The 15,032-nt window shown below is 54.0% G+C and carries 15 protein-coding genes; 9 read left to right on the top strand and 6 right to left on the bottom strand.

Features of this window, described 5'->3' with window-relative positions:
• Window positions 1-15: 15 nt before the first annotated feature.
• Genes AC3RCL_RS02035 through AC3RCL_RS02020 form a run of 4 tightly spaced genes read right to left on the bottom strand, consistent with a single transcriptional unit; the run spans window position 16 to window position 2,623 of the window.
• Window positions 16-873 (bottom strand): ATP-binding cassette domain-containing protein, encoded by an 858-nt coding sequence (locus AC3RCL_RS02035; protein ID WP_277747625.1) that lies wholly within the window; start codon window positions 871-873, stop codon window positions 16-18.
• The gene (locus AC3RCL_RS02030) at window positions 822-1,697 is read right to left on the bottom strand and encodes an energy-coupling factor transporter ATPase (RefSeq protein WP_492534410.1); all 876 of its coding nucleotides are present in this window, start codon (window positions 1,695-1,697) and stop codon (window positions 822-824) included. The genes AC3RCL_RS02035 and AC3RCL_RS02030 overlap by 52 nt, the downstream gene beginning before the upstream one ends.
• Window positions 1,698-1,713: 16 nt before the next feature.
• Window positions 1,714-2,259, bottom strand: a complete 546-nt coding sequence (locus AC3RCL_RS02025; RefSeq protein WP_492534408.1) for a Gx transporter family protein — start codon at window positions 2,257-2,259, stop codon at window positions 1,714-1,716.
• Window positions 2,243-2,623: a NusG domain II-containing protein gene (locus AC3RCL_RS02020; protein ID WP_009593819.1), complete on the bottom strand. Its 381-nt coding sequence runs from the start codon at window positions 2,621-2,623 to the stop codon at window positions 2,243-2,245. The genes AC3RCL_RS02025 and AC3RCL_RS02020 overlap by 17 nt, the downstream gene beginning before the upstream one ends.
• Window positions 2,624-2,782: 159 nt before the next feature.
• On the opposite strand from AC3RCL_RS02020, the gene AC3RCL_RS02015 reads away from it, so the two are divergent.
• The 6 genes from AC3RCL_RS02015 (at window position 2,783) to AC3RCL_RS01990 (ending at window position 10,947) form a co-directional block, all read left to right on the top strand.
• Complete coding sequence (locus tag AC3RCL_RS02015) at window positions 2,783-3,847, top strand: FAD:protein FMN transferase (protein WP_492534406.1); 1,065 nt, start codon at window positions 2,783-2,785, stop codon at window positions 3,845-3,847.
• A 22-nt stretch (window positions 3,848-3,869) separates the two neighbouring features.
• Window positions 3,870-4,619, top strand: a complete 750-nt coding sequence (locus AC3RCL_RS02010) for a Crp/Fnr family transcriptional regulator (protein WP_492534404.1) — start codon at window positions 3,870-3,872, stop codon at window positions 4,617-4,619.
• 416 nt (window positions 4,620-5,035) lie between these two features.
• On the top strand, window positions 5,036-7,840 hold the full coding sequence (locus tag AC3RCL_RS02005) for a glycoside hydrolase family 3 protein (protein WP_492534402.1): 2,805 nt from the start codon (window positions 5,036-5,038) through the stop codon (window positions 7,838-7,840).
• Window positions 7,841-8,114: 274 nt separating this feature from the next.
• The gene (locus tag AC3RCL_RS02000; RefSeq protein WP_492534400.1) at window positions 8,115-8,648 is read left to right on the top strand and encodes an RNA polymerase sigma factor; all 534 of its coding nucleotides are present in this window, start codon (window positions 8,115-8,117) and stop codon (window positions 8,646-8,648) included.
• On the top strand, window positions 8,635-10,284 hold the full coding sequence (locus AC3RCL_RS01995; RefSeq protein ID WP_492534398.1) for a DUF4179 domain-containing protein: 1,650 nt from the start codon (window positions 8,635-8,637) through the stop codon (window positions 10,282-10,284). The genes AC3RCL_RS02000 and AC3RCL_RS01995 overlap by 14 nt, the downstream gene beginning before the upstream one ends.
• Window positions 10,285-10,500: 216 nt before the next feature.
• Window positions 10,501-10,947: a carboxymuconolactone decarboxylase family protein gene (locus tag AC3RCL_RS01990; protein ID WP_009593821.1), complete on the top strand. Its 447-nt coding sequence runs from the start codon at window positions 10,501-10,503 to the stop codon at window positions 10,945-10,947.
• Here AC3RCL_RS01990 and AC3RCL_RS01985 read toward each other — a convergent pair.
• The gene (locus AC3RCL_RS01985; protein WP_251500490.1) at window positions 10,916-11,815 is read right to left on the bottom strand and encodes a sigma-70 family RNA polymerase sigma factor; all 900 of its coding nucleotides are present in this window, start codon (window positions 11,813-11,815) and stop codon (window positions 10,916-10,918) included. The two genes, AC3RCL_RS01990 and AC3RCL_RS01985, sit on opposite strands and share 32 nt — an antisense overlap.
• Before the next feature lie 303 nt (window positions 11,816-12,118).
• Between AC3RCL_RS01985 and AC3RCL_RS01980 the strand changes: the two genes are divergently transcribed.
• From AC3RCL_RS01980 to AC3RCL_RS01970, 3 genes are read left to right on the top strand one after another with little or no spacing between them, the layout of a single operon-like run.
• Window positions 12,119-12,994, top strand: a complete 876-nt coding sequence (locus tag AC3RCL_RS01980) for a GGDEF domain-containing protein (RefSeq protein ID WP_251500486.1) — start codon at window positions 12,119-12,121, stop codon at window positions 12,992-12,994.
• A 37-nt stretch (window positions 12,995-13,031) separates the two neighbouring features.
• The gene (locus tag AC3RCL_RS01975; RefSeq protein WP_012818609.1) at window positions 13,032-13,175 is read left to right on the top strand and encodes a hypothetical protein; all 144 of its coding nucleotides are present in this window, start codon (window positions 13,032-13,034) and stop codon (window positions 13,173-13,175) included.
• Window positions 13,168-14,463, top strand: a complete 1,296-nt coding sequence (locus AC3RCL_RS01970) for a glycosyltransferase family 2 protein (protein WP_012818608.1) — start codon at window positions 13,168-13,170, stop codon at window positions 14,461-14,463. Before AC3RCL_RS01975 ends, AC3RCL_RS01970 begins: the two co-directional genes overlap by 8 nt.
• Window positions 14,464-14,584: 121 nt before the next feature.
• Here the strand turns inward: AC3RCL_RS01970 and AC3RCL_RS01965 are convergent, their stop codons facing one another.
• Window positions 14,585-14,812 (bottom strand): DUF896 domain-containing protein, encoded by a 228-nt coding sequence (locus AC3RCL_RS01965; protein ID WP_012818607.1) that lies wholly within the window; start codon window positions 14,810-14,812, stop codon window positions 14,585-14,587.
• Between the last annotated feature and the right edge of the window lie 220 nt (window positions 14,813-15,032).

Raw genomic sequence — 15,032 nt, 5'->3', positions numbered from 1 at the left:
CCTGCCGGCCCTGTCCTATGATCCCAGCAGTTCCGCATACCATTCCGCCAATGCTGCCGCATCCGGAAGCATTTCCGCGGGTTCGATTCCAAGCTGTGCGGCCAGCATACCCGCCATCCGCATGGAGGAAGGAGCCATCAGACCTCCCTGCTCCAGCACCTCCTGCCGTTGTACGAGCTCCCCGGCCGTTCCTTGAAACAGGACCTTGCCGTCTTTGATTACCACGAATTCGTCGGCAAAGGCCACGATTTCCTCCAATCGGTGAGTGACGACGAGGACGGTTTTGCCTTGCGACCTCGTTAACCCATGCAGCCGCTGCATCAGATCCTCCCGGCTGGCAGGATCGAGGGAGGCCGTTGGCTCATCCAAAGCCAAAATGTCGGGATCGGCCGCCAATACGGCCGCGACCGCCGCTTTCCGCATTTGGCCCGAGCTTAGCTTGAAGGGACTCTGCCCCAGCAGCTCCTCATCCAATCCGACGAAGGATGCCGCTCTGCGGACCGCCTCTGCGGCTTCAGCTGGACTCCGTCCGAAATTAAGGGGTCCGAACAAGAGATCCTTCTCCACCGTTTCTTCAAACAGCTGCTGCTCCGGATATTGAAACACCAGGCCGACCCGCTGCCGCAGCCCGGCGGGAATTTTCTTGCCGTCGCCCGATTCAAGGCGGAAATCCAAAATGCGAATCAGGCCGTCATCCGCCCGAATCAAACCGTTCATATGCTGGAGAAGCGTTGATTTCCCCGAGCCCGGCGCACCGAGGACGGCAATCATTCGGCCTTCCTCCAGCTCCAGATTCAGGCCGTCAAGCCCAAGAATAGGACTCATCCCCCGGTCCCGGTAGCGGTAAGAAACCTCTTCGAATGATATGACCATAATGCCTCCAGCACCTCCTTCTCCCTGACCAGCTCGCCGATATCGATTCCTCTCGCTTTCAGCTCCCTGCACAGCTGGAGGGCAAAAGGCGCCTTCAGCCTGCACTGCCGCAGCAAGTCGTCCTGCAGAAGCAGCTCCTTTGGACTGCCGTCCGCTGCCACCATGCCGCCGTCCAGCACGACCATCCGGTCGGCTTCGGCCATCTCCTCCACATCATGGGTGATGGAGATGAGCGTGTACCTGCCTTCGGCGTGCATGGCCCGCATCAGGCCCAGCAGCTCATGCTTGGCCTTCTCATCCAGCATGGAGGCCGCCTCGTCCATGACAACGATGGAAGGCTCCATCGCCAGCACGGCAGCGATGGCCGCCCGCTGCTTCTGTCCGCCGGACAGAGTGGCCGGATGCCGTTGGAGCAGATGGACGATATCCAGCCGCTCCGCATAGGTTCGAATCCGCTGCTGCATTTCTTCCCGGCTCAGGCACAGATTTTCCAGGCCAAACGCGATATCATCCTCTACGGTGAGGCCGACAAACTGATCGTCCGGGTTGGCAAACACCATGCCGATATGACGGCGAATGTCGCCCAGCGTGCGGCCGTTCAGCTCCAGCCCATCGATCAGAATGCGTCCCCGGCTCATGAGGAGCAGGCCGTTCAACAGCCGAATGAGCGTGGACTTGCCTGCCCCGTTTCTTCCGGCGATGCATACCCACTGTCCATGGGGGATCGCCAGCGAGACATCTTTGAGCACGTTCGTACAGCCCTGCCCGTAATATACATGCTTAAGATTTACCGCATGCTCTGACTTATCGGTTATGCCCGCCATGCCTAACGCCTCCCCCTTAGCTTTCTGTGTGAAACATGCCGAACAGATCAATACGCCGCAGGGATTCGATCAGATATTTTGCGGCCCATCCGACGAAGATCCCGGTCACCACGCCCGCCCCGAGCAGAAAGGGCAGGTAATAATAAATTTTTGCCGTTCCCAATACCAGCGAGGCTGCCGTCAATTGCCCGATATTATGAGCGATGCCGCCAGCGATGCTCACGCCGGTTAAGCTGAAATTGCTCCCCCCGAGCCTCAGCATGACATACATCACCAGATAACTCGCCAGAGCGCCGAACATGCTGAACAGAAAGGTCGAGAAGCTGCCGAGTATAAAGGCGGTCAACAATGTTTTTAAGACAATGAGCCACAGGGCATCCCTGCCCCCAAGGCAGACCAGACAGGTCAGAACCATAATATTGCCGAGCCCCAGCTTGGCGCCGGGTATCGTGACCGCGAACGGAATCAGGGCTTCCACAATGCCCAGCACCACCGATAATGATGCGCAGATGGCGATCACGACCAGCTTGCGGAGCGCATGCGGATCAGGAGACAACGGCATCCGGCTCACTTCCTTTAATTTGTTCTCCGGTCACTTCCACGAACACGCGATTAGGCAAACATACGATGGTGCCATGGATGTCGTGAACGTGGCCGAACCCGATGCAGAGCTGATCCGGACAATCCGACTCCACCATCTCGATCCCTTCGCGCGAGATCCTCAAGAGGTTGTATCCCCGCTCCGTCCGGATTTCTATGTCTCGGGGCTCTTCCGTCAGCGCCACCGTATCATAATGCTTTCCGTTCACCTCGATCATGGCATAGGTTCCCTTTGCCGTTCCGTCTTCCCCCATAAACTTGGATATTCCAAACCAGGCGACAGCCGCTATCAGCACAAGCGCTATTCCAATATCTCCGCGTTTCATCAGCATCTCTCCACTTCGCTTTGCTTATCTTCATTATCAGGGCTGCTCCAAGTGCCAGAAATGATTTTTCTCACATTCAGCGGGATAAGGGTCTGATACGCTGAGATCATCGGAACTCGATGCAAAAACAGCATCAGAATTCGAAGAGGAGGCACTATCATGTATAGGAAGTTTCTTTCCTGCGGCAGCCTGTTGATCATGCTCGCCCTGCTGATGACGGGAGCGATCGGCTGCACAACCAAAGCGGATCAGAAGACAGCCGCCAGCACCGAACCGGCAGCCGAACGTTACTTTATATTCGATACCATTGTAAGTCTCCGCGTTTACGATGAACGGATGACACCCCGGCATTTCGACGAGGTTAGGGCTCTGCTGGAACGGATCGACCAGCGTATGAACCGGCAGCTGGCCGGCAGCGAGATCGATCAGGTCAATCAAGCGGCGGGCAAATCCGAGGTCAGCGTTTCGGAAGAGACCTTCAAGGTGGTCCAGACCGCCATCGATTACGCAGCGGCTTCCGGCGGACATTTCGAACCGACCGTAGGCCCGCTGGTGGATCTCTGGGGCATCGGGGGCGAACACCCCGCAGTGCCGAAAGAAGATGAGCTCGCCGCCGCCATTCAGCGAATGAACTACAAGGATGTGATTTTAAATCCGGCATCGAATGCCATCCGGCTGGAGAAGGAGGGAATGTCGCTGGATCTAGGCGCCATCGCCAAAGGATATGCCGCAGATGTCATCGCAGACTATTTGCAGCAGCAGGATTTCCGCTCCGCCATCATTGACCTCGGGGGCAACATCCTGGCCATGGGTTCAAAGCCGGACGGCTCACCATGGAATATCGGCATCCAGGACCCTGAGAAGGATCGCGGGCAATCCCTGGGTACCCTTCAAGCCGTCAACAAGACCATCGTGACCTCCGGCGTGTATGAGCGCTTCTTCGAAGCAGAAGGAACCGTGTATCACCATATTCTGAGCCCCTTCACCGGTTATCCGGTCGATAACGACCTGCTCAGCGTGACGATCGTGACCGACACGTCCATGGACGCCGATGCCATGTCGACATCCGTCTTTTCGCTTGGGCTTACGGAAGGTCGGCAGTTCGTCGAGAGCCGGGATGACGCCGATGCCATTTTCGTCACCACCGACCATCAAATTTATCTCACCTCAGGTCTGACCGATACATTCAAACTAACGAATGACAATTATCAGCTTGCCGAATAAGTTACGAAAAGGAGAAGATCGTATGAAACAGAATCGAGCTGCAAGGTCCGATGCGAAGGATGGAGGGCTGTTTCCTGCGGGCACTTCCTTCGTCTTTTCGCCGCCGCATCTCGCTTTAATCCGGGAAATGGCCGAGCCAATCGGTTTGTTTGCCGGCGATTGTCTGTATCAGGAGAACGATCCTGCCGACCGGCTGTACTTCGTAAACCGGGGAAGCCTGAAGGTATCCAAGCTGCTGGAAGGCGGATTGTCGGCAACCTTGTCGCTCCACATCCCGGGCGATCTGTTCGGTGAGCCCGATCCGTTCGGACGAGCCGTGCATCATTTCGAAGCCAGGGCCATGGAGGATAGCGAGGTCGGCGTCGTGCCCCAGACCGAGCTGGATAAAATCATCCGCATCAACGGTGACTTTGCCATGGAATATATGGGCTGGATGGCGCTCATGCAGCGTACCACGCAGAGCAAACTGCGCGATCTGCTGCTGCATGGCAAATCCGGCGCCCTATGCTCTCTGCTGCTGCGGCTGTACAATATGTACGGCACCGGCGGGACCGCCAAGGATCACAGGGCTATCATCGGCAAGCGGATCACGAATCTGGAGATGGCGGAGATGATCGGCTCTACTCGCGAAAGCGTCAACCGTATCTTGAACGAGCTTAAGGATCTTGGCGTGATTTCTACCGAGCGGGGGCGCATCGTTCTGAATGACCCCGCCTATTTGCGGAATATTTGCCACTGCGAGGACTGCCCCAAAGAGATTTGCCGAATGTAACGGACATCAAACAAAAAAACCTCTGAATGGAACACGGAGTCAACAGCAGTACTCTAACCCGTATCTAAACAGAGGTTTCTTATTCTCATGGCCCCTTTCATGAATTTCATTTACACGCCAGCACCCAAGGATTTTCGTGATCACCACATGATTCCATTACCATTACCCGCTCTAGAAAGCGAATTCTCTCCTGAAATGATACTGCCGTCTGATTAACGACCTCCCTTCAAGCATGCAGAGGTTCGGCAAACATTCGAAATTTCCACATGAAAACTGCGCTAATTCTCGGTGTATCATGACTCCGCCTTGCGCGCTATGATGGAGTTGATTTAACGGTTTAAGGGAAACGCACACTTTTTGCATGTATATCTGAGAGCGTTTCCATTCCAACTCTGCTTAGAAATGAGGTTTTGCTCATGAAATATCCGTTCCAGGATCCGGATCTACCGCTGGAAGAGCGGGTTCACGATCTGATAACCCGATTGACCTTGGACGAAAAAATCGAATTAATGTGCCAATACCAGACGGAAATCCCCCGTCTCGGCGTGCAAAAATATAAGCATGGCACCGAAGGCGCCCACGGCGTGGCATGGCTTGGCGAAGCGACCGTCTTTCCGCAAAACACCGGACTTGCGTGCACGTGGAATCCCGAGCTGATGCATGAAATCGGCTCGGTCATCGCAGAGGAAGCCCGGGTCTATTACCAGCGCGACCGGGCCATCAACGGACTGACCATCTGGGCGCCGACAGTGGATCTGGAACGCGACCCCCGGTGGGGACGAACGGAAGAAGCCTACGGGGAAGACCCGCACCTGACCGGGGAGCTATCCACCGGGCTGGTGAAGGGCATGCAGGGAGACCATCCCTTCTACTACAAAACGGTAGCTACCCTGAAGCACTTCTACGGCAATAACAATGAAGCCGACCGCGGCAGCGCCTCGGTAAGCATCGATCCGAGGAACAAACGCGAATATTATCTGAAAGCTTTCGAGGCTCCGTTCCGGGAAGGGAAAGCCGGTTCCATGATGACCGCGTATAACGGCATCAACGGTACGCCGTGCAACCTGAACCATGAAGTGAACGATATCGTCAAGCAGGAATGGGGCATGGACGGATTCGTCGTAGGGGACGCGGGTGACGTGCTGGGTACCGTCATGGACCATCATTATGTCGCTTCCTACGCAGAGGCCGTTGCGGGTTCCGTCAAAGCCGGAATCGACAGCATCACCGACGATCAGGACATCTCCTTCCGCGCTCTCCGCGATGCTTTGGAGCAAGGATTGCTTGAGGAGCAGCATCTGGACCATGCCCTCCGCAATACCTTCCGCGTCCGCTTCCGCCTTGGCGAATTCGACCCGGAGGAGCGGAATCCCTACAGCCGCGTACCGGAGACGAAGCTCTGCGCGCCGGAGCATGCCGAATTATCTCTTCGAGCCGCCCGTGAGTCGATTGTGCTGCTGAAGAATGACGGTTTGCTGCCCCTTCCGCGTGATCCGTTCAAATCCGCGGCCGTGATCGGACTGCTCGCCAACGAAGCGTTCACGGATTGGTACAGCGGCACGCCTCCCTACCGGATTACGCCGCTTCAGGGCGTGCAGGCCAAAGCGGGAGACCGCAACGTTCAATTCCATACGGGATTGGATCAGGTGCGCCTTCGTTCTGCCGTCAGCGGCACGTATGTCGCCCTGTCTTCCGAGGAGCAGGGCATCCTGTTTGCAGGCACGTCAGCATCCGCCGATGCCGCCGTATTCGAGCGAAACGACTGGGGCTGGGGCTCTGTCACGCTCCGCCTGGTCGGCAGCGGCAAATTCGTAACCGAAACGGAGACGGGACTGCAAGCAGCGGCCGACGAAGCTCGCGGCTGGTTCGTGAAGGAGGCTTTCGGCTTCGAAGCGTTGCCGGATGGAAGCTTCCTGATGAAAAACTGGGAAGGCAAACCGATCCTGCTCGATGAGCATGGCCGGCTTGTTGTTGGCGGCATCGAGGAAACGGGAACGCCGTTTACCATCGAAACGGTAAAGGACGGCATCGCTGAAGCCGCTGCAGCGGCAGCATCGGCTGAAACCGCCATCGTCTTCGTGGGAAACAGCCCGTTCATTAACGGCAAGGAAACGATCGACCGACCCGACATCACCCTTCCGCCTGCACAGCAGGCCTTGATACAGGCGGTGTTCGAAGCTAATCCCCATACGGTGGTGGTCATCGTAGGCGGGTATCCGTTCGCGGTGAACTGGGAACAGGAGCATGTGCCGGCCATCCTCTTTACGTCTCACGCCGGGCAGGAGCTGGGCCACGCGGTGGCCGACGTTCTGTACGGAGATTATAATCCGGGCGGCCGCTTAAACATGACGTGGTATAAGTCAACCGAACAGCTTCCGGACATCATGGATTACGACATTATCAAAGGGAAGCGGACCTATCAATATTTCGAGGGGGATGTACTGTACCCGTTCGGTCACGGCCTCAGCTATTCCCGCTTCCAATACAGCGGTCTATCGCTTAGCCGTCCGCAGATCACGGCCGAAGGCAGCGTAACCGTCACCGTTGCGGTTAGGAACGAGAGCCAGCTGGCCGGGGATGAGGTGGTTCAGCTGTATGTGAAGGCTGACTCCTCCCGCGTCATCCGTCCTCTCAAAACGTTGAAGGGCTTCCGCCGCGTTCATCTGGCTCCAGGCGCTTCGGAAACGGTAACCTTTCAGCTCAAAGCCGAGGATCTGGCCTTCTGGGATGTCACCCGGGAGCGCTACTGCGTGGAAAGCGGGACCTATACGCTCATGGCTGGACCATCCTCCGGCCGGCTGCCGGTCACCGCAGTCCTTCAAGTCGAAGGAGAAACGATCCCGCCACGCACGCTGCGGGAGCCTGTTCGAGCAGTGAATTATGACGACTACCAGGGTGTCTTCCTCGATGAATGCCGCGAAGGCGGCGAAAGCATCCGTTTAATCGGCGACTCGGGATGGATCGCCTTCCATGACGCCGATCTCGGCGATTCTCCGGCCACGTTCGAGGCCAGGGTGAGCGGACATATCAAGGGCGGCGACATCGTCGTTACGACCGGCAGCCCGGATGGCCCCGCAGCCGGAAGCTGCAGGGTCCTGCCGACCGGAGGGCGCCAGGCCTGGACGACGGTTCAGGCCGATCTGACGGGGTTAGCAGGACGGTCCGACGTCTTCCTGATCATGAAAGGCGAGGTACAGATCAGCTGGTTCCGCATAGCTTAAGCCGCCAGCGATCTAGTGATAACCCTCTGTAATATGCTTAATCTACGGTTCTAACGAGCCTGTCAGCGGCACCCTATCTTACAAATATCCATAGAACATCTGCCCTACGTTTTATACGATGGGCAGATGTTCTTTTTTGTTAGAATGAAGTCAATCCGAAAATATAAGAAAATGTCTCCGCCTTCGTTATAAGGCCACCTCCGCAAAAAAATATGAACCCTTTCCAAGGGTCATTTGTTTATTAGACATAACGCAAAGAAAGGAGTGCCTTGGATTGACGGAACGCGAGTTATTCGATTCATACAACAAGGACGTGTACCGTACCTGCTACTACATGCTGCGGAACGCCCAAGATGCGGAAGATCTCTGCCACGACGTATTCGTCACCGTATTTCGCCAGGATTGGAGAAGCGTAGAGCATACACGCGCCTGGATCATGCGCATCACGATGAATCACTGCCTGAACCTGCTTAGAAGGAATCAGACCCAGCGGGAAAAGCAAAGCCAGGTCGCTTGGCTCCACGAGCAGACCGCGGCATCGGTTAAATCCGTGGACACCATCGTATTGGAAAAAGCAGCGGCGGCGGAATGGGAGAGCCTGCTGCGGCAGCTCCCGGACAAGCTGATGGCCGTGGTCACGCTCCGCTATATTGGCGAGCTGTCGATGGCGGAAATTGCCGAAACGTTGAAGATCCCTGTAGGAACGGTTAAATCAAGGCTTCACAAAGCATTGAAAATCATGCGCAAAAAGCTCGAGCATCATAACGGCTTTTGGCTGAAGGGGGAGAAACAATTTGGAACGTTTTGAGAATAATCTTAAAAATCAGATGAACACAGCGAATAACGTGTCTTATCCTGATTTTGACCGGATGTGGAGCAGCATACAGCAGGACGAATTGAAGGTGGCCGGAGGGGAATCGACTCCGCTTCGTCCGCGTAAGCGAAAGCGAATTGCGATCATTACCGGGATATCCGTCGCCCTGATGGCTACGCCGGTCTATGCAGCCTTGAATTATGACTGGTCCCATCTTCTGTCTTACAAGGCCGGGATCCAGACTGCGCTAGAACAAGGGCTTGGCCAGGCAATTGAGAAATCCGTTACGAAGGATGGCATCACGCTAACGGTGCACACGGCGTTTATCGATGAGAACCGCACGTTCCTGCTCTACAGCCTGGATCCTGGCTCGAAGCGGGCCGGCGAACAAATCGCTTTTGATCGAATCGGGCTTAAAGATAAGGAAGGCCATTCCGTCGAGGGTCATTATTCGCATCAGTGGAACGAGGAGTTAGGCGTATTCCAGGGGTATTTCGAGACCGATTGGGTTGCTGAGGGCCAGATCGCGGATATCGAGTTTGCGATGGAGAATATTCGTTTTACCGGCGATGGAAAACAGTCCATCCCTTACAACCCTCAAAACCCGAATACGCAGGTATTCCCCATTCAAAAGGATGGCATTGACAGCGTGACCCTGCAGTCCTTCGAGCAGGCTGAAGGCAATATCCTGCTTCAATCGGCCATTAGATTTACGGACCCTGAAATGAACAGCAGAAGCTGGGTGCGAATTCAAGTTGCCGATGACAAGAATGAGATGATTAAGGAGGTTAAACCTTCTACTTTCGGAACTCCGGCAGCCACCGGAGAATACCTGAGCCAGCAAATATTCAAGTCCGATTCCCTGCGTGCGGAAGGTACGACATTCCAGTTGGCTTATGATCGCACGCTGCAAAGCGTCGATGAAACCTGGAGCTTGAATATGGCTCTATCCAAGAAACAAATGGCCAACGGCACATGGAAGGACGTGCTGAATATCCCTGTGGATCAGGTGCCTGGCGAATCGAAGATCCATGAAATGATCGTAACGCCAACCCAAGTCCGGCTGATCCTGACCCATAAGGAAAAGCATACCCGTTTTCCATTCATGGACTATCAGCTGGACGTAGGCGGAACGCTGTTAAGCGGAAGCATGTGGCATGTGCCCGGCCAGTCCAAGAAAACGGAGCTGCGCTTTGAAATGACCGGACTGGATGCAGCCTCTCTGGCGAACCGCCCCGTGTCTCTGGTCGCCAAGCACCGCGTCGACGAATTCGCCGGAGATAAGAATCCGATCCGCTTGACCGATATTTCGGCTGAGCATCAGACCTTAACGTCCAGCATCGCCGGCTATCCGATCATGTGGACCTATTACATGAAGGACCACAACCTCTATGTGGAATCCTTGAGCTCCGACCCGGCGTTCGGCGGCGTCAACCAGACTTATTATCTGGACGGCGAAGATCGGAACTATGGCATGCCGGCCATGATCGGCCTGCTCGGCGATGACAGCAATAAACATATGGACGTGTATAAGAATTTCGACAAGACCGAGCTTGAGGTTTATATTTGGAACTATACCACCCATAAGCGGGACGACGTCCTGCGCATTCCGCTCAAAACCGGAAAATAAACCTATCTTAGCGTTATAAACGATAAAGAAACCCCATGCAGAGGACGAAAACGTTACCCGGGGCAGCATTTCTGCCAAGAAATGCTGCCCCTTTCGTATCTTTCGTACCCCATCAATGAAGGGTTTCTTCTTTTTTTTCGTTCACACGTCACAATTCTGCGCGGCAGACTGTCATATAGGTGAACATCAACCTTCAAACGAAAAGGGGAACTGAACATGGAACTGCGAATGAATTACCGGTCGGCCAATCCCGAAGCCTTCAAAACCCTGCTTGCCCTGGAGCAAGCGGCCCAAAAAAGCGGACTGGATCACAAGCTGTACGAGATCATTAAGCTCCGGGCGTCCCAGATCAACGGCTGCTCCTTCTGCGTGGATATGCATTCGAAGGATCTGCTCTCCATGGGCGAGAGCGTGGACCGCCTCCTTCTTCTGCCAATGTGGCGCGAAGTGCCGATCTATTCCGATGAGGAACGGGCCGTCATCGAATTGACGGAGTGCGTGACCAAGCTGTCCGAAGCCGGCGTTCCCGCCGAGGTATACGAACGCGTGCGCAAGCATTTTGACGAGAAGCAATTCGTCGATCTGGTCATGGCGATTACGACCATCAATGCCTGGAACCGGATCGGCGTTGCTACAGGGCTGTTCCCGGGCTGTTTTGATTAAACAGCTGCAATTTATCCGGATTGACCACAAGAAAGATCCGGCTGATGCGGGACAAGTCGGGTTCCCACTCTGCCGTAAGCACCATGGAGACCCTGCCTTCCCGCTTCAGCAATACACCGGGCTCCCCATTGATGGAGACTGGTTCAAACCCTTCCCGAAACGAGCCTTTGGCAGACAATCCCTCGAAGAAAGCCCGTACCCGCTCCACGCCCAGTATCGGATTGATGGCTGCTTTCGCTTTGCCGCCGCCATCCGACAGCAGCGTAACCTCTTCCTTCAGGAAAGAGAGCAGCGGTTTAAAATTACCCATATCGGACGCCCGCAGGAAGGCTTCAACGAAGCGTTCCTGCTTTTCCGTACGGGTCCCTTCTCCCACCGGCCTCTCCGTATGTCGGCCCATTTTTTGCTGGGCACGGCTGAAGGTCTTGCGGCAGCTGATCTCCGTCTTTCCAAGCATCTCCGAGATTTCATGATATTCGAGACCCAGCGTATCCTTGGCGATATAGATGGCACGCTCCAGCGGCGTCAGGCGTTGGAGCAGCACCAGATAGGCATAGCCGATATTCTCGCGGCGTTCCGCAGGATCGGACCGCTTTATCATGTCATAATCCGGCATCGGCTCCGGCAGCCAGGGACCGGTATACGTTTCGCGCTGGCGCCTGGACGATTTCAGCAGGTTGATGCAGCGGTTCGTTGTCATTTTGGCCAAATATGCCTTCTCGTTTATCACCTCTCCCCGATCCATCTGCACGAATTGGGAAAAAACATCCTGCACGATGTCCTCGGCATCCGCCGCACTCCCCAGCATCCGGTAGGCCAGACCGAACATCATCGGCTTGTATTCGATATAGATTTGATCCCATAACATCAGGCACACCTTCTTACTCTGTATATTGTCGGCAGTAAGCTACACCACATATAAGACAGATGAACACTACCGTCTGTGACATCAAGACGCCCTAATCCTACTCTATCCTATAGATCCCGATCTCTAAAAGGGGCAGTTTATCGGAGAGTTTGAGGGTCAACGAACGCTGCGTTCGCGATCCAATATGAACATTGTGGACAAGGTACGATAAATCTATCGACATTTGGGTAATTTTTAAATAACATATGGGATGACCTCACCACAAACGTAAAAGGTTTAAGAGCTTAGAAAGTAGGGAAACACATGAAAAAATCCACCCCTTTACGTCGCGTCGAATTCGGTTATTTTCTGCTGATTGCTCTTGCCATCGTCCAGCAGGCGTTATTATTTTGGCACATCCATGTAAACCAAAGTTTTACTTTCATGGAATTTATGTTTAGCGCCGGATCGCTGGCCGCTTTACTTATCGGGTTCTTTCTGCCGGTCGGCGTTTCGACGGTTGCCGTTTTTGTGTATTTGGTTACGTATTTCGTCTGGTTGTCCACGCTGGCTCCAATCCACGCGCTTACGCTGTCCTGGATTTTGCTGCTGCCCGCCAATACCGCCATTGCCGTCTTCATTAAGCTGGCCCTCGTGCGAAGCCGAAGATTTATCCGCCGTCTCGAGCAACTGAGGAAAACCAACCCGGACATCGACATCGATACCTCGCTCGGCAGCAAGGAGGCTTTTGAAAGCACGCTGGTGAAACAAGCAAATCTGGCAAACCGGTATTCCGATCAATACGGCTTCTGCATTATGATGTTCAAGCTCGATTTCCTCCCCCTGACCAGAGAAAACGTCGGCTCCCACCGCTTTGCCAGGCTGATTGTGGAATTGTCCAATACGATTCAGAAGCAGATCCGTTACGAGGACTATAAGTTCTCCATCGGCGAAGGGCGGTTTATCATTCTATGTCCGCTCACCAAGCCGGAATACCTCAAAAACCTCATGGACCGCATCAAAGTCGCCATGATGAACGTCCCCTTCCGGGATAAAAAAGGCATGTCCCTCAAGCTAGTGGTCCGAGCCGGCGGCCTCGTATTCCAGAAAGAGCAGTTCAGCCGATACGAACATATCGATGATGTCATCTCCGCTTTAGAACGTAATACCGAGACCGACCTCATCGGTGAATATATTTAACGAAGTTATCATCCTTGAAAAAGGAGGCTTGCAGCCGATGTCGTATACCCATTGGTTTATCCCTCTATGCATCGGGGTCAGCATCGTGTTCTCCATCGCCATCATGATCCTGACGATCGCAACCTTAAGCTTCCGTTCGAAAATCAAACGAAAGTACGATCGGGGGAAGTTCAGTGACTGACTTTTTCCTTGTTATCTCCATCATCAGCATATGGATTGCCGTACTGGAGTCGATTATTATCATGGCCGGCGCCATCGTGTTCATTCATAAACAAAGCCGGCAGAAGCTGGTGAATCCCGGCAATTTGGAGGATTATCCCACCGTGACGGTCATGGTGCCCGCGCACAATGAGGAAATGGTCATCCAGGCAACTGTCGAGCACATTTTGCAGATGAATTACCCTCACCACAAAATGCAGCTGATTGTCATCGCCGACAATTGCAAGGATCATACGGCCGAGCGGTTACAAGCGCTGAAAGCGAATGAGCGTTACCGGGACCGCGACTTTCTGATCCTGGAGAGAACGGGAACCGGCGGCAAATCGGGCGCTTTGAATGACGCGCTCAAGCAGGCAACCGGCGAATGGATCTGTGTCTACGACGCCGACGCCGCTCCCGAGAAAAATGCGCTGTTGTTCCTCACGCAGAAGGCGATGGAGCAGCCCGAACGCTACGGGGCCGTCTTCGGACGCAACAAGGCCCGAAACCGCGGGCAGAATTTCCTGTCCCGCTGCATCAATCTGGAGCTGGTGACCATTCAGCGCGTGCATCATACCGGGTTATGGCAGCTGTTTAAGCTGGGCACCATTCCCGGCACGAACTTTATCGTGAAAACCGCGCTCATTCAGGACATCGGCGGATGGGACGAGCATGCGATTACCGAAGATACCGCGATTTCGTTCGAGATCCTGACGAGAGGGCAGTTGATTGCCCTGGCCCCCCAAGCCGAAGCTTATCAGCAGGAGCCCGAGGATCTGAAGGTGTACATGAAGCAGCGCGAACGCTGGGCCAAAGGCAACTACAGCGTCGTCGCGGATAATATTCAGCATCTGTTCGACCGGAGCAGCTGGCGGATTAAGCTGCATGTGCTGTATTACGCGGCCAGTTACTTCTGGTTTATGATTGCCATCATCATCTCGGATATTATATTTGTCGCCAATATCGTGTATCAGATCATCGCGCTGTTTAATCCGGCCGTCGTCTCCCCTTTCCGGTTTGAAGGGGATGTCTACATGTATCTCGTCATTGCCTGGGCCTTAATGTATTACATCTACGTCCTGCAGATTAACCTGGCGCTCGCAACGGACATCGGCCAAAGCACCACGCGCAACTTCATTCTATCCTGCGTGTCGTACTTCACCTACGCTCAGCTGTTCCTCGTCATCTCCATCAAGGCGTTCTACTCCATGATCGTGGACAAGATTACGGGCAGGGAATCCAAGTGGTATAAGACGGAGCGGTTTGGATAGAGGGAGTCATTCGTATTTGGTGTTAGAAAAATAAAAGAAGAAGGATCGCCATGTCATGGCGATCCTTCTTCTTGTTCCACTATGTTCACCATGCTGTGTAAAAGCATTTACATCGTCATGGCTATTCGATTTTCCAGTTCTTTTGCTCATTGCGAAGTTTCTCAGGCGTCACGTCATTACCGGCGGGATCCACGATGCTTAATCCCGAAAAGGTGCTCAGCACCTGTCCGCGAATTTCGCGCAGGTATTCCGTGCGCAAAACTTGCTGTTCGGCTCTTTCCGCAGCAGTGAGCACTCCTTCCCGCTGTTTTTGTGCCAATTCGTTAATCCGGGTTAAGCTTTGGATCATGATATCCCTCTTTTCCGTTATTTGTTTGTTTATTTATCTTAATATAAAGATATATTATTTTAAGGTATTTGTCAACCCCTGCCAACCTTCATTTCCGTCAGACGCATTTGTGATTATTTTCCTATCGAAAGTCCCTTCCTTTCCTTAAACTTGGTGTTTAAGGTTTAATTATTTACAAATCGTGGTTAATGTTAGTATTGAAAACTTGGTGTTCGCAGCA

This window comes from Paenibacillus sp. MT86 (genome assembly GCF_058792535.1).
This window is presented reverse-complemented; position numbering and strand designations above follow the sequence as displayed.

What these genes read in the sequence shown, in the direction of transcription:
- AC3RCL_RS02035 (WP_277747625.1), bottom strand. Translation starts at nt 873, where the DNA reads ATGGTCATATCATTCGAAGAGGTTTCTTACCGCTACCGGGACCGGGGG.
- AC3RCL_RS02030 (WP_492534410.1), bottom strand. Translation starts at nt 1,697, where the DNA reads ATGGCGGGCATAACCGATAAGTCAGAGCATGCGGTAAATCTTAAGCAT.
- AC3RCL_RS02025 (WP_492534408.1), bottom strand. Translation starts at nt 2,259, where the DNA reads ATGCCGTTGTCTCCTGATCCGCATGCGCTCCGCAAGCTGGTCGTGATC.
- AC3RCL_RS02020 (WP_009593819.1), bottom strand. Translation starts at nt 2,623, where the DNA reads ATGAAACGCGGAGATATTGGAATAGCGCTTGTGCTGATAGCGGCTGTC.
- AC3RCL_RS02015 (WP_492534406.1), top strand. Translation starts at nt 2,783, where the DNA reads ATGTATAGGAAGTTTCTTTCCTGCGGCAGCCTGTTGATCATGCTCGCC.
- AC3RCL_RS02010 (WP_492534404.1), top strand. Translation starts at nt 3,870, where the DNA reads ATGAAACAGAATCGAGCTGCAAGGTCCGATGCGAAGGATGGAGGGCTG.
- AC3RCL_RS02005 (WP_492534402.1), top strand. Translation starts at nt 5,036, where the DNA reads ATGAAATATCCGTTCCAGGATCCGGATCTACCGCTGGAAGAGCGGGTT.
- AC3RCL_RS01990 (WP_009593821.1), top strand. Translation starts at nt 10,501, where the DNA reads ATGGAACTGCGAATGAATTACCGGTCGGCCAATCCCGAAGCCTTCAAA.
- AC3RCL_RS01985 (WP_251500490.1), bottom strand. Translation starts at nt 11,815, where the DNA reads ATGTTATGGGATCAAATCTATATCGAATACAAGCCGATGATGTTCGGT.
- AC3RCL_RS01980 (WP_251500486.1), top strand. Translation starts at nt 12,119, where the DNA reads ATGAAAAAATCCACCCCTTTACGTCGCGTCGAATTCGGTTATTTTCTG.
- AC3RCL_RS01975 (WP_012818609.1), top strand. Translation starts at nt 13,032, where the DNA reads ATGTCGTATACCCATTGGTTTATCCCTCTATGCATCGGGGTCAGCATC.
- AC3RCL_RS01965 (WP_012818607.1), bottom strand. Translation starts at nt 14,812, where the DNA reads ATGATCCAAAGCTTAACCCGGATTAACGAATTGGCACAAAAACAGCGG.